This window comes from Streptomyces sp. NBC_00442, from assembly GCF_036014195.1.
GTDB lineage: Bacteria > Actinomycetota > Actinomycetes > Streptomycetales > Streptomycetaceae > Streptomyces.
Window position 1 is genome coordinate 6,681,391 of the sequence record NZ_CP107918.1, and the last position, 12,484, is coordinate 6,693,874.

Consider the following 12,484-nt stretch of genomic DNA (forward strand, 5'->3'; position numbering starts at 1 on the left):
AGGAGAACCCGGTCATGCGTGCCCACCTTCTGTCGGAGGCACGAATGCTCCCGCACGCCGATGCCTCGCGCGCCCGCGCCTGGTGAGCTTGAGGGGTGCACAGTTCTCCCCCCGGAGCGGCGCGCCAGACCTCTTCCCCCGTGGAGGCCGCCCAGCCCCGAGCCTCCGCCCACCCGCTGGATCCCGCGGACATCGAAGCCCGGCTCACCGACGAGCTCGCTTCGATGGTCACGGGCGCCCGAAGGCGCGCGCTGCGCGACGGGGACCGGCAGTTGGACACCGCCCACCTGCTGCACTCGCTGATGGAGAGCGATCCCGAGGTGCGGGCCACGTTCGAGAGCGGGCGCCAGGTCGCGCGCGTGCTCGGCTACCTGGTGCAGCGCAGCATCGGATACGGGCTGCGCTGGCAGGGCTCCGTCGAGGACTCGGGGGCGGTGCCCGTGATGACCCAGCCCGGCTGGTCGCCGAGTGCGCTCACAGCGATGGAGCACGCGCTGCGCCGCGCCGCGGCCCGGGGTGACGCGCGGGCCGAGGGGCGTGACCTGCTGGCGGCGCTGGCCGCCGACCCCGCATGCCGTGCCATCGAGGTGCTGACCCATGCGGGGGTGGACGCGACCTCGCTCACCGACCGTCTGCGGGAGCCGTCGCACCGGGTGTGACCAGGCGCCGGCCCGGATCCGCGGGGTCGCCGTCTCGACAGGCGTCACCCATGTGACGGTCCTGACCAGGCCTGCCATGATGTGCCGATGCACGCGTCTCAGGGGAGAAGCGCCGGCCTGGGACTCGCCCTGGTGTCGGCCTTCGCATTCGGTGGTTCCGGTGTGGCGGCCAAGCCGCTCATCGAAGCGGGGCTCGACCCGCTGCACGTGGTGTGGCTCCGGGTGACAGGGGCCGCGCTCGTGATGCTTCCCGTGGCCTGGCGCCACCGGGGTCTGGTGCTGCGCAAGCCCGCCCTGCTCGCCGGATTCGGGCTGCTCGCCGTCGCCGGAGTCCAGGCCTGCTACTTCGCCTCGCTCTCCCGCATACCCGTGGGCGTGGCCCTGCTCGTCGAATATCTCGCCCCGGCGCTCGTCCTCGGCTGGGTCCGCTTCGTGCAGCGCAGGCCCGTGACCCGGGCCGCCGCGGCCGGGGTGGTGCTCGCCGCCGGAGGGCTCGCCTGCGTCGTGGAGATCTGGTCCGGGCTGAGCTTCGACGCGCTCGGACTGCTCCTCGCCCTCGGGGCGGCCTGCTGCCAGGTCGGCTACTTCGTCCTGTCCGACCAGGGCGGCGAGGGCGAGGACGCGGCCGACCCCATCGGAGTCATCGCCTACGGACTGCTCATCGGGGCCCTCGTCCTGACCGTCCTGGCCCGGCCCTGGGGCATGAAGTGGTCCGTGCTCGGCGGCGGCGCCGACATGAACGGCACGACCGTGCCCGCCGTGCTGCTGCTGTGCTGGATCGTGCTGATCGCCACCGTGCTCGCCTACGTCACCGGTGTCATCTCGGTGCGCAGGCTGTCCCCGCCGGTGGCCGGGGTCGTCGCCTGCCTCGAGGCGGTGATCGCGACCGTCTTCGCCTGGGTCCTGCTCGGCGAGCACCTGGCGGCGCCGCAGATCGTCGGCGGCGCCGTCGTCCTGTGCGGGGCCTTCATCGCGCAGTCGTCCACGCCGAGAGCGCCCTCGGGACCGGTCGCCTCCGGCGGACCCGTGCCCGCCGAAGGGGAGTTGTCGGCCGGGCGCTCCGCCGCCTAGGGTGACGATCATGCACGCGACCGTACTTCCGCCTCCCGCCGCGTAACGCGGGCGGCCGCACTCCCTGACGAAGACCCTGCTCGGTCGGTTGCCGAGCGGCTCGTCGCTGCCCGCGCAGTCCACGCCAGCGACCAGCCAGCTGTCTTCTTCCCTCCCGGAGTACGTACGTGTCGAACCCTTCCACCGGCCTCGCCATGGGCCCAGCCGTACCGCTGCCCGCGGCCCCGCTGTCCGTCGGGCGCGGTCTGCTCTACCTCGCCTTCGCCGGATTCGCCTGGGGCACCGCGGGCGGCGCCGCGGCCCTGCTCTTCGGGGCCAGCGACCTCGGACCCCTCGCCCTCTCCTTCTGGCGCTGCGCGGGCGGGCTCGTCCTGCTGCTCGGCGCCATGGCGCTGCGCCGCCGGCCGGTGCCCGCGGCGCCCGAGGTGCGGGGCCGCCGGATGCTGCGCATCCTCGGCAACGGCATCGGCCTGATGATCTTCCAGAGTGCCTACTTCGCGGCCGTCGAGGCGACCGGGCTCGCCGTGGCGACCGTGGTGACCCTGGGCGCGGGGCCCGTCCTCATCGCCCTGGGAGGCCGCCTCGTGCTCGGTGAACGGCTCGGCCGGCCCGGCTCGGCGGCCGTCGCCGGGGCGCTGGCCGGACTCGCCGTGCTGTGGATCGGCAACGGTGGCGGCACGGTGCGGCCCGCCGGGGTCGTCCTCGCCCTGGTGTCCGCCGCCGGGTACGCGGCCATCACCCTGCTGACCAGGTGGCTCGGGCGCGACGGCGGCGCGGCCGACCCGTCGGCGACCACGGCCTGGGCGTTCGGCGTGGCCGCGCTGTGTCTGCTGCCGTTCGCCGGCGCGGAGGGCCTGGTGCCGCACACGGTCGAACCGGTGCGGGTGGCCGTCCTGCTGCTGTACGTGGCGGCGGTGCCGACGGCGCTCGCGTACGCCCTCTATTTCGCCGGTGCCGCGGTCGTCCGGTCCGCGACCGTCTCCGTGATCATGCTGCTCGAACCGGTGAGCGCGGCCGTGATCGCCGTGTCGGTGCTGGGCGAGACGATCACCGTGGCCACGGCGGCGGGCACCGCGCTGCTGCTCCTCGCGGTGGTCGGCCTCGCCGCATCCGAGACGCGGGAGGCGGCGAGGACCCGCAGCGGGACGGCCGCGCAGTAGCGAGCGGCCGGCCTCGGCCTTGGCGCGCGCCCGCCCCTGGCCCTGCGCCGGGGGTGGGGCCAGGCAGGGCGCACCGGCCTCAGAGCGCGCTGATGTAGCCGGGTACCGCCACCGCCGGGTCCAGGTCGTCCGCCGGGACGGGCGTGCCGTAGCCCCGGGTGAGCGGGAGCACGCCCGTCCAGTAGGGCAGCGTGAGGTCTTCGGCGTCGTCGTTCGGGCCGCCGGTGCGGAGCTTGGCCGACACCTCGTCCAGGTCGAGGCTGATCACCGCGGTCGCGGCCAGCTCCTTGGCGTTGGCCGGGCGTGAGTCGAGGGAGCGGCCCGGGACGACGTGGTCCACCAGCGCGTCGAGCGCGCTGCGCTTCTCCTCGGGGTCGGTGACCTCCTGGGCGACGCCGTGCACCACGACCGAGCGGTAGTTGATCGAGTGGTGGAAGGCGGACCGGGCGAGCACCAGGCCGTCGACATGGGTCACCGTCAGACAGACCGGGAGCCCCGGGTCGGCCTGGCCCGCCGCCCGCAGCGGACGCGATCCGGTCGAGCCGTGTACGTACAGCCGCTCGCCGACCCGGGCGAAGAGCGTCGGCAGCACCACGGGCGCGCCGTCACGGACGAACCCCAGGTGACAGACGTACGCCGTGTCGAGGATGGTGTGCACCAGCTCACGGTCGTAGGAGGCCCGCTCGCGCGAGCGGGTCGGTACCGTGCGGTCGGTCGCCTGGTAGGGGGCCGCGGTCGAGGTGTCCGGCATTGCGTTCTCCATTGCACTAGTGCATAATCTTGTTTGTGCTAGGAGAATATCGGATCGTGGGGCGTGGCGCATCGGAGATTGCCGAGAGCGTAGAGCGCGGAGTGGGCAGCGGCGGCCTCGAACCGGGTCAACTGCTCCCGCCGCTCAGGGAGTTGGCCACCGAGCTCGGTGTGAACCCGAACACCGTCGCGGCCGCCTACCGGCTGCTGCGCGATCGCGGGGTGATCGAGACGGCGGGCCGGCGCGGCAGCCGGGTGCGGGACCGGCCCGCGAGTTCGGCGCGTGACCTCATCCGCGCGGACGTGCCGGACGGCGTGCGCAACATCGCCGACGGCAACCCGGACGCGCGCCTCCTCCCTCCGCTCGGCGACGCGCTGGCCGCAGCCGCCCGCGGCAATGCCGAACGCCCCGGCAGGTACATGTACGGGCAGGAGCCCGTCGACGAGGAGCTGGCCCGCCTCGCCCGCGCCGCCTTCGACGAGCAGGGGGTGCCGGATGGTCCCATCGGGGTCCTCTCCGGTTCGCTCGACGCGATCGAGCGGGTGCTCACCGCGCATCTGCGGCCCGGCGACGCCGTCGCGATCGAGGATCCGGGCTGGGGCGCGCTGCTCGACCTCGTGCCGGCCCTGGGCCTTCGGCCCGAACCCATGGCGCTGGACGACGAGGGCCCGCTGCCCGAGGCGCTCGAACGCGCCCTGCGCGCGGGCGCCCGCGCCGTCGTGATCACCTGCCGAGCTCAGAACCCGACCGGCGCGGCCGTGAGCGCCGCCCGCGCCCGGACACTGCGCGAAGTGCTCGCCGCTCACCCCGGTGTGCTGCTCATCGAGGACGACCACGGCCACGGCATGGTCGATCTGCCGCTGCACCCCGTCGCCCCGGTCGCCGGGCACTGGGCCTTCGTACGGTCGGTGGCCAAGGCGTACGGGCCGGATCTCCGGATCGCCGTCCTCACCGGGGACGCGGTCACGCTGGACAGGGTCCGCGGGCGCCAGCGGCTGGGGCCCGGCTGGGTGAGCAGGCTGCTCCAGCGCGCCGTCGTCGAGCTGTGGACCGCCGGCGCCGTCGACCCTGCGAAGGTCGCCCGCTCCTACCGGGAGCGCCGCGAGGGCCTGCTGGGGGCGCTGCGCGAGCGGGGGGTCGCAGGGCACGGGCGGAGCGGATTCGTGGTGTGGGTGCCGGTGCCCGACGAGACGGGGGCGGTGTCCAGACTGCTGCACGCGGGCTGGGCGGTCGCGCCCGGAGCGCGCTTCCGGCTGGAATCGGCGCCGGGACTGCGGATCACCGTGTCCAGTCTGACGCCGGACGAGATCGGGCCGCTCGCGGACGCCATCGCCTCCGCCGTCGGCCCGGGTCCCGGCTCCCGCTTCGCCTACTGAGCCCGAGCCCGCCCCTTGGCCCTGGCGCGCGGCCTGCTCTGGGTGAGGGCGGCGCCCGCCAGGACGACGGCCGCTCCGACCGGGGTGTTCCAGCTGAGGCTCTCGCCGAGGACCGCGACTCCGGCGGTGGTGGCGATCACCGGGATGAAGTAGGTGACCATCTGCGCGGTCGTCGGCCCCACCTCGTTGACGAGTCCGTACTGGACGAGCACCGCGAGCCCGGTGCCGAGCGCGCCGAGCGCCGCGACGGCCAGCAGCGGAACCATCGGGAACGAGCTCGGAAAGCCGGCGAACAGTGGCGTGACCAGGGCGAGTTGAAGGGTGGCGACGCCGAGCTGGGGGCCGATCAGGGACAGGCTGGAGTGGCCGCTCCCGGCGAGCGTGCGCCGCACGTAGATCCAGCCGACCGGGTAGCAGAGCGAGGCGAGCAGGGCCATCGCGGTGCCCTTGGCGTCCAGGCCGTGGAAGCCCTGCCAGGCGCCGAGGACCGTGAGCACCCCGAGGAAGCCGAGGCCGAGCCCCGCGACCCGGCGCCGCGTCGGCCGGTCCTCGGACAGCGCCACCATCGACAGGGCCATGCCCCACAGCGGCGAGGTCGCGTTGCAGATGCCCGCCAGCGTCGAGGGGATCGTCAGTTCCGCGTACGCGAACAGCGAGAACGGCGCGGCGTTCAGGAAGAACGCGGCCACCGTGAGGTGCAGCCAGGTGCGTCGGCCGCGCGGCAGTCGCTCGCGCTTGACGGCCATCGCGACGGCCAGCACCAGAGTGCCGAAGAGCAGCCGTCCGAACGTGACCTGGAAAGGGGCGAAGCCGTCCGTGCCGACCTTGATCAGCAGGAAGCTGAAGCCCCAGATCAGCGATAGTCCGGCGAACCGGACGCGCCAGTCCAGGGCGGGCCGGCGCCGTGCGGCCGGCGCAGCGGCGGCGGGGGCGGGGGCAGGGCGCGAGACGGCCGGAAGAGGCGCGTCGCAGGCGGCGGGGGAGGGGGACGCGGAGGGCCGGGACGGGGTGGCGGTGCTCATGACGACCACGATGAGGCCGATAACCACGTAGCACAAGCGAGACTTCACCGTGGAGATGGATTAGCATCGCTTACATGTTGAATCTGGAGCGCCTGCGTACCCTCGACGCGGTGGCCCGGCACGGTTCGGTGGGCGGCGCGGCCGACACCCTGCACGTGACGACCTCCGCCGTCTCCCAGCAGCTCGCCAAGCTGGAGCGCGAGGCCGGCCAGCCGCTGCTCGCCAAGAACGGACGGGGCGTGCGGCTCACCGACGCCGGCCGGCTGCTCGCCGACCACGCCGCCCGCATCCTCTCCCAAGTGCAGGTGGCGCAGGCGGAGTTGGAGGAGCAGCGGGGCAGAGTCGTCGGCGAGCTCAGGATCGCGGGCTTCGCCACCGCCGCCCGCGGGCTCTTCCCCGCCGCCCTCGCCTCGCTGCGCGCCGAGCACCCCCAGCTCTCCGTCCGGTCCGACGAGCTGGAGGCCGACGAGTCGGTCCAGGGCGTGCTCCTCGGCGACCTCGACCTCGCGCTCGTGCTCGACTGGTACAACAAGCCGCTCCCGCTGCCCGACGGGCTCGCCAAGCGGGCCGTCCTCGACGACCTCGCGGATGTCGCCCTGTACGCGGACCACCCGCTCGCCGGACGCGATGTGGTGGACTTGGAGGAGTTCGCCGAGGACGAGTGGATCACCTGGCCCGAGGGCGAGTTCTGCAACGAGTGGCTGATGTTCACCCTGCGCGGCAAGGGCATCGAGCCGAGGATCGCCCATGTCGCCCGCGAGCACGCGACCCAACTCGCGCTGGTGGAGGCGGGGTTGGGCGTCAGCATCGCACCGCGCCTCGGCCGGGGTCCGGTCCCCGACGGAGTGCGGGTCGTGCCGGTGCGGGACGCGATGAACCGCCACGTCTACGCGGTGTGGCGCGCGGACGCCGACCGCAGGCCCTCGATCCGCGCCGCCGTCGAGGCGCTCACCGCGGCGGGGGAGCGACTCGCCTAGGCCGTGTCCGCGAAGTGGCGTCGTCCGCCGGCAGGGCGGGGCCGGCGGGGTCTGATGCGTGCGATCGCAAGGCGTACTCGTCCCGCCGCAACCGTCGCTACCCGCGGCGACGCAAGATCGAGCACGTCATCCCGGAACCGAGGAACCGGCGGGCCAACCGCCAACGCGGAGGCAGCAGGGGCGGCCGGCCCACCGGCTTCGACAAGACGGTCTACAAGCGCAGGAACGAAGTTGAGCGGACGATCAACACGTTGAAGAACTCGCAGGCGGTGGCCACGAGGTTCGACAAGAGAGGCCACGTCCTCCACGGCACCGTGACCGTCGCAGCAAGTCGCCTGTGGCTTGGCTCGTAAACCCGCCGAAGAGCGTGTGAGTACCCCGCGTCAGTGGACGAGTCCGATGGCCTCGATCTCGATCATCCACTCAGGGTTCGCGAGTGAGGAGACCTCTACGAACGACTCCGCGAGGTGGGGCTTGTCCGGGAAGTGCTCCGCGCGCAACTTCGCGAAGATGTCCTGCTGCGCCATGTCGGTGACGAACACGGTCGCCTTGACTACGTCGGCGAGGCTGGAGCCCGCGTTCGTGAGGACCGTCGACAGATTCGCGAGCGCCTGACGGGCTTGCGTCTCGAAGTCCCCGGCGCCGACCGTGACTCCCTGGGCATCGATCGGCGCTTGCCCTGACGTGAAGACCAAGTTCCCGACCCGGACGCCGAGCGATATACCGGCCGACTCGTACCAGTCGGGTTCCGCGGAGACACGCACACGCTCCACGGCAGGCTGTGTAACGGACATTCCTCTGACACTCCCTCAAAACTGCACACATACGGAGCCGGGCAGCTGTGATCACCCCGGCGTGGTCGACAGCCACGAATCCCTGAGATTCATTCCCGAGGGCTTGCAAGTCCGCCGCCGGACAGGCCCTAGGCAATGGGAAGGCCATCGGCAACCCGGCAGGGTCGGGCGGCGCGTTGAGAGGGGCTCTCCCCTTCGGCTTCGATGGCCGACTGGGGTGATCGTGGCCTGTGCGTGCTTTCGTTGCAGGCAAGCTCGCCATCACTGACGGATCACCGACAGCGGTAGCGCCGTCCGTGCGGAAGTGCTCATCGAACCTTCGGCCACGGGTATTCTCTGGCGATGTCCAGTCAGTCAGTGGCGGCGGGAGTCGGTCTCGCTGGTGTGATGGCGCACTGCGGCGGAAGCCCCGTGGGCGCCGTGGAGCTCTTGGCCGGGGCAATAGCCTCGGCACCGGCGGCTCCGGAGCCCTATGCGGCCCTCGCCGGGTTGTGGCAGGACCGACGCTCGGAACTGAAGGAGAGCCTCGAAGAGAACGGCTCCTTGAACGTTGTGCCGGCGCAGGCGTACTTCTTGTTCCTTGAAGGGGACATGGACGGCGCGGTGATGTCGCTTGGGTCGGTCACGGGTGTACGGCCCGACGTGGCATGGGCTGCTGCACCCTGGTTCGGGGATGTGCGCTTTCTCGGCGCGGTGAGTGCTGCGGCGCTGGCCGAGGCGTGTCTACGGACGTTGGACTACGGCCACGACCTGGACACCGATGAGATGCGGGAGCGGTTCACGCCCTGGTTCCATGCCCTCGACGTGGTGTCCGAACGGCATCCCGTGCCGGAGTCGCTGGCTGCCATGGCCAGGCTGCCCCGGGCCTGCGGCCAGTACGAACTGTCCTTTGCGCTGTGCGACCGCGCCGATGCCGTCGATCGGGTCATGTGGACGGCAGTCGCACGAGCGGCCACCTGGCGTGCGACGGGCGACCTGGATCAGGCTGCTGCGGCCTTCGAATGCGCCCTGCTCCTGGACTCCGCCAACTGGTCCCTCCACCTGGACCTGGCGGACGTACGCGCCGAGCAGGGCGACTTCGCCGCAGCCGCGCGCCTCGTCGAACAGGGCCTGGAATGCGCACCTCACGAAGTCACCCTGCGCGCGGCGAGCGCCGCCTACCGCACACGCCTTGCCGGCTCGTCCGACGGCCTGAGGGCCCTGATCGCCCTGGCGCCAGAGATCGCGAACATCACCTATCGGAACCTGCTGATCGACTACGCATGTGCAGGGCCGAATCTGCCTCGGAGACTCGTTGCCAAGGCCCGCAGCATCGGTGGGAACTGAATCGGCTGTCGTGCCAACCGGGGGGAAGCGGGACGGCGTTCAGGTGCTCCGTCACGTGATGTGCCGGACAGTGCCCAGGCCGTCCCCGGCTGGGGGCGTTCGCCGAACCGGGGTCGGTCAGTGCCCGAACTCGCCTCCCAGTTTGCGGAAGTCCCACGACACGACGGTGGTCGGCGTCAGGCGGAGCCACGCGTGCCGCCCGTCGTGGACCATCTCGTCGAGGCCGAAGTTCTTCGACGCGAACAGCCGCTCCACTTCGGCGAGTTCGGGTTCGGGACACGCCGCCCCGGTGCGCGGCGCCTCGCCGACCGGGACGACGCGGCCGCTCAGCTCCACGCCGCGCAGCTCCCCGTAGTCCGTGCCGTCGTCCACGACCACCGCGACGCGCGGATCCTTGCCGAGCTGGGTCCAGCGGCGGCTTCGGGTGATCGAGTACAGCCAGAGCGAGCCGCCGTGCCAGACGTACCAGAGCGGGGCGACGTGCGGGCTGCCGTCCGCGGAGACGGTGGCGACCCGGCAGGTGCGCTGCTCGCCGAGGAAGGCGTCGCGCTCCGCGTCGGTCATCATGATCCTGCGGCCCCGTCGCTGTGTGGCGGTCATCCGCACCATCCCTTCGAAGGTCCCGCGCCGACACGCGTTCTGACGATACGTCAGAAATCATGGCGTGCTCTTCCCCCGTCGCGCAATGGCGGTTAGCCTCCGGCGCCATGGCGACGAAGGAACTCCTCGTACGGCAACTCGTCCCCGCCTCCACGGTGCTGATGACCGTCGAGTGCCAGCAGGGCGTGGTCGGAAAAGACAGCGCGCTGCCCGAACTTGCCGCACAGGCACGGGAGTCGGGGGCGCTGCACAACGTGGCACGGCTCGTGACGGGCGCGCACCGGGCAGGCGTCCAGGTGCTGCACGCGGTCGCGGAGCGCCGCCCCGACGGACGCGGCGCGAACCGCAACGCACGGCTCTTCCGGGCCGCCGAACGACTGCCGGTGCAGCAGTACTCGGGCTCACGGGCGGTGCGCGTCGCCGAGCCGATCGAGGTGACCGACGAGGACTTCGTGGTGCGCCGGCTGCACGGCCTCTCGCCGGTGTCCGGCACGGACGTCGACGCGCTCCTGCGCAACCTCGGCTGCCGCACCCTGATCGTCACCGGCGTCTCGGCGAACGTGGCGATCCCCAACGCGGTCTTCGACGCCGTCAACCTCGGCTACACCGCGGTGGTCGCCGCGGACGCGATCGCGGGGGTGCCGGCCGACTACATCCCCGCGATGGTCCGGCACACCCTGGCCCTCGTCGCCACCGTGGCCACGACCGACGACATCCTGGGCTGCTTCGAGGAAGCGGGCCGCGCTACGCCAGCTTGATCGAATCCCCCTCGACGGAGATCGCGGCGGTTGGCAGCGGGGCCGGCGCGGGGCCGGCCTTCACGCTGCCGTCCGCCACGTCGAACTTGCTCCCGTGACAGGGGCAGTTGATGGTTCCTCCCGAGACGGACGACACGGCGCAGCCTTGATGGGTGCACTTCGCCGAGAACGCCTTGAACTGGCCCGCGGCGGGCTGGGTCACCACGACGCCCTCCTTGGCGAAGATCTTTCCGCCGCCCTGCGGGATGTCGGAGGTCTTCCCCAGGACGTCCCCGCCGCCCTTGGCGCCACCGTCCCCGGCGGGCGCGGCGGCCGTGGCCGGGCCGGAGCCGGCCGCGCTGTCCGAGCCGCCGCACGCCGTGAGCGCCGCGGCGAGACCTGCCGCGCCGACGCACGCGATGACGGTTCGGCGCGCCGGTACCTGTGCCGCTACCCGCGCGGGTGCGTGTGCCGGTCCCGGCGCGGGTGCGGAGTGCGCTTCGGTGCTCATGCTGAGTGTCCTCTCGACGTACGACGCGTGACTGCGTGCGTGACTGCGTGGGGGAGTACGGGAGTGGGGCGGGGGGCGTTCAGCGCCGGGGTGACTTCCTGCGAGGCCGTTCGGGTCGTCCGGCGGTGCGGGCCGTTCCGGCCGCGCGGAAAAGGCGCCCGGGGTCCGGGGCGGGGGGACGTAGCCTGGGCGCATGCTCACTGAAGTCACCGCGACCCGGTACGTCACGCCGTTGCGTGAGGGCGGGTCGCTTCCGGGCATCGTCGAGGCCGACGATCTCGGAACGTACGTCATCAAGTTCACCGGGGCCGGCCAGGGCCGCAAGACGCTCGTCGCGGAGGTCGTCTGCGGCGAGCTCGCGCGGCGCCTGGGGCTGCGCGTGCCGGAACTGGTCACCATCCAGCTCGACCCGGTCATCGGCCTGTCCGAACCCGATCAGGAGGTGCAGGAGCTCCTGAAGGCGAGCGGCGGCCTCAATCTCGGCATGGACTACCTGCCGGGCTCGATCGGGTTCGATCCGCTCGCCTATCAGGTGGACGCGGCCGAGGCGGGCCGGGTCGTGTGGTTCGACGCGCTGATCAACAACGTCGACCGGTCGTGGCGCAACCCCAACATGCTGGTGTGGCACGGCGACCCGTGGCTCATCGACCACGGCGCCACCATGATCTGGCACCACAACTGGCCGGGTGCCGCGGCCTCCGCGGCGAAGCCCTACAACGCGTCCGACCACGTGCTCGCTCCGTTCGGGCCCGACGTCGCCTCCGCCGCCGCCGAGCTCGCACCGATGGTCACCGAGGATCTCCTCACCGAGGTCACGGCCCTCGTTCCCGACGAGTGGCTGGTCGACGAGCCAGGCTTCGCGTCCACCGACGCACTGCGCCGCGCCTACGTCGACCCGCTGCTCGCCCGCGCCGCGGCGATCCACGAGCGCATCACCCTGGACGCCCCCACCGCCACCGGGCCCTCCCGGGCGCCGGGCTGGCTGACCGAGCACGCGAAGCCCTGGCCGCACCCCACCAAGAACAGCCAGAACAGCCAGAACACCAACAACGACCCGAACAGCCAGAAGGATGCCGACCGTTGAGCAAGCGCGAAGTCTTCGAGTACGCGCTGCTGCGCGTGGTGCCACGCGTCGAGCGCGGTGAATGTTTCAACGCGGGCGTCCTGGTCTATTGCCGCGCCCACTCCTTCGTCGCGGCACGCACCCACCTGGACGAGGCCAAGCTGAGGGCGCTCGACCCGGCCGCGGACGTGGTGGGCGTGCGGGCCGCGCTGCGCGCCGTCGAGGGTGTCTGCGGCGGCGGCGAGGGGGCCGGGCAGGCGGCGGGCGACGACCCGGGCCGCCGCTTCCGCTGGCTCATCGCGCCCCGCTCCACCGTGGTCCAGCCGGGCCCGGTGCACACCGGCCTGACCGCGGATCCCGCGGCCGAGACCGAACGGCTGCTCGACCTGCTGGTGCGGTGATCACGCCCCCGCCGGGGGTGCGACACGGGTGTGACA

Annotated in this window: 14 protein-coding genes and 1 pseudogene; 10 read left to right on the forward strand and 5 right to left on the reverse strand. The window is 72.4% G+C overall.

What is annotated here, in order from left to right; translation table 11 throughout:
* Positions 1-140 precede the first annotated feature (140 nt).
* The 3 genes from OG432_RS29970 to OG432_RS29980 all read left to right on the forward strand — a co-directional run bounded on the left by OG432_RS29970 (position 141) and on the right by OG432_RS29980 (position 2,890).
* Positions 141-659: a Clp protease N-terminal domain-containing protein gene (locus OG432_RS29970; RefSeq protein WP_328315301.1), complete on the forward strand. Its 519-nt coding sequence runs from the start codon at positions 141-143 to the stop codon at positions 657-659.
* Between the two features lie 87 nt (positions 660-746).
* On the forward strand, positions 747-1,730 hold the full coding sequence (locus OG432_RS29975) for an EamA family transporter (protein WP_328314068.1): 984 nt from the start codon (positions 747-749) through the stop codon (positions 1,728-1,730).
* Between the two features lie 194 nt (positions 1,731-1,924).
* On the forward strand, positions 1,925-2,890 hold the full coding sequence (locus OG432_RS29980) for a DMT family transporter (protein ID WP_328315302.1): 966 nt from the start codon (positions 1,925-1,927) through the stop codon (positions 2,888-2,890).
* 79 nt (positions 2,891-2,969) lie between these two features.
* Here OG432_RS29980 and OG432_RS29985 read toward each other — a convergent pair whose 3' ends face one another.
* On the reverse strand, positions 2,970-3,653 hold the full coding sequence (locus OG432_RS29985) for a pyridoxamine 5'-phosphate oxidase family protein (RefSeq protein ID WP_328314069.1): 684 nt from the start codon (positions 3,651-3,653) through the stop codon (positions 2,970-2,972).
* Between the two features lie 23 nt (positions 3,654-3,676).
* Between OG432_RS29985 and OG432_RS29990 the strand changes: the two genes are divergently transcribed.
* The gene (locus tag OG432_RS29990) at positions 3,677-5,017 is read left to right on the forward strand and encodes an aminotransferase class I/II-fold pyridoxal phosphate-dependent enzyme (protein ID WP_328314070.1); all 1,341 of its coding nucleotides are present in this window, start codon (positions 3,677-3,679) and stop codon (positions 5,015-5,017) included.
* On the opposite strand, the gene OG432_RS29995 is transcribed toward OG432_RS29990, so the two are convergent.
* On the reverse strand, positions 5,011-6,075 hold the full coding sequence (locus OG432_RS29995; RefSeq protein ID WP_443058484.1) for a DMT family transporter: 1,065 nt from the start codon (positions 6,073-6,075) through the stop codon (positions 5,011-5,013). The two genes, OG432_RS29990 and OG432_RS29995, sit on opposite strands and share 7 nt — an antisense overlap.
* A gap of 38 nt (positions 6,076-6,113) precedes the next feature.
* On the opposite strand from OG432_RS29995, the gene OG432_RS30000 reads away from it, so the two are divergent.
* Both OG432_RS30000 and OG432_RS30005 read left to right on the forward strand, forming a co-directional pair.
* The gene (locus tag OG432_RS30000; RefSeq protein ID WP_328314072.1) at positions 6,114-7,016 is read left to right on the forward strand and encodes a LysR family transcriptional regulator; all 903 of its coding nucleotides are present in this window, start codon (positions 6,114-6,116) and stop codon (positions 7,014-7,016) included.
* A gap of 65 nt (positions 7,017-7,081) precedes the next feature.
* Positions 7,082-7,369: pseudogene (locus OG432_RS30005) on the forward strand (IS5/IS1182 family transposase); the annotation flags it as partial.
* Between the two features lie 30 nt (positions 7,370-7,399).
* Here OG432_RS30005 and OG432_RS30010 read toward each other — a convergent pair.
* The gene (locus tag OG432_RS30010; protein ID WP_328314073.1) at positions 7,400-7,789 is read right to left on the reverse strand and encodes a RidA family protein; all 390 of its coding nucleotides are present in this window, start codon (positions 7,787-7,789) and stop codon (positions 7,400-7,402) included.
* A gap of 363 nt (positions 7,790-8,152) precedes the next feature.
* Between OG432_RS30010 and OG432_RS30015 the strand changes: the two genes are divergently transcribed.
* Positions 8,153-9,136 carry a tetratricopeptide repeat protein gene (locus tag OG432_RS30015; RefSeq protein WP_328314074.1) on the forward strand — a complete coding sequence of 328 codons (984 nt, stop codon included), beginning with the start codon at positions 8,153-8,155 and terminating at the stop codon, positions 9,134-9,136.
* A 117-nt stretch (positions 9,137-9,253) separates the two neighbouring features.
* Here OG432_RS30015 and OG432_RS30020 read toward each other — a convergent pair whose 3' ends face one another.
* On the reverse strand, positions 9,254-9,736 hold the full coding sequence (locus OG432_RS30020) for a pyridoxamine 5'-phosphate oxidase family protein (RefSeq protein WP_328314075.1): 483 nt from the start codon (positions 9,734-9,736) through the stop codon (positions 9,254-9,256).
* Positions 9,737-9,843: 107 nt separating this feature from the next.
* On the opposite strand from OG432_RS30020, the gene OG432_RS30025 reads away from it, so the two are divergent.
* Entirely contained in the window at positions 9,844-10,494 is a 651-nt protein-coding gene (locus OG432_RS30025; RefSeq protein WP_328314076.1) for an isochorismatase family protein, read from the forward strand.
* Here the strand turns inward: OG432_RS30025 and OG432_RS30030 are convergent.
* Positions 10,481-10,984 (reverse strand): Rieske (2Fe-2S) protein, encoded by a 504-nt coding sequence (locus tag OG432_RS30030; protein ID WP_328314077.1) that lies wholly within the window; start codon positions 10,982-10,984, stop codon positions 10,481-10,483. The genes OG432_RS30025 and OG432_RS30030 overlap by 14 nt on opposite strands.
* 193 nt (positions 10,985-11,177) lie before the next feature.
* On the opposite strand from OG432_RS30030, the gene OG432_RS30035 reads away from it, so the two are divergent.
* Together OG432_RS30035 and OG432_RS30040 are read left to right on the forward strand one after the other, a co-directional pair.
* Positions 11,178-12,068 carry a HipA family kinase gene (locus OG432_RS30035; protein ID WP_328314078.1) on the forward strand — a complete coding sequence of 297 codons (891 nt, stop codon included), beginning with the start codon at positions 11,178-11,180 and terminating at the stop codon, positions 12,066-12,068.
* Positions 12,065-12,448: a DUF3037 domain-containing protein gene (locus OG432_RS30040; RefSeq protein ID WP_328314079.1), complete on the forward strand. Its 384-nt coding sequence runs from the start codon at positions 12,065-12,067 to the stop codon at positions 12,446-12,448. Before OG432_RS30035 ends, OG432_RS30040 begins: the two co-directional genes overlap by 4 nt.
* The last annotated feature ends 36 nt before the right edge of the window (positions 12,449-12,484 follow it).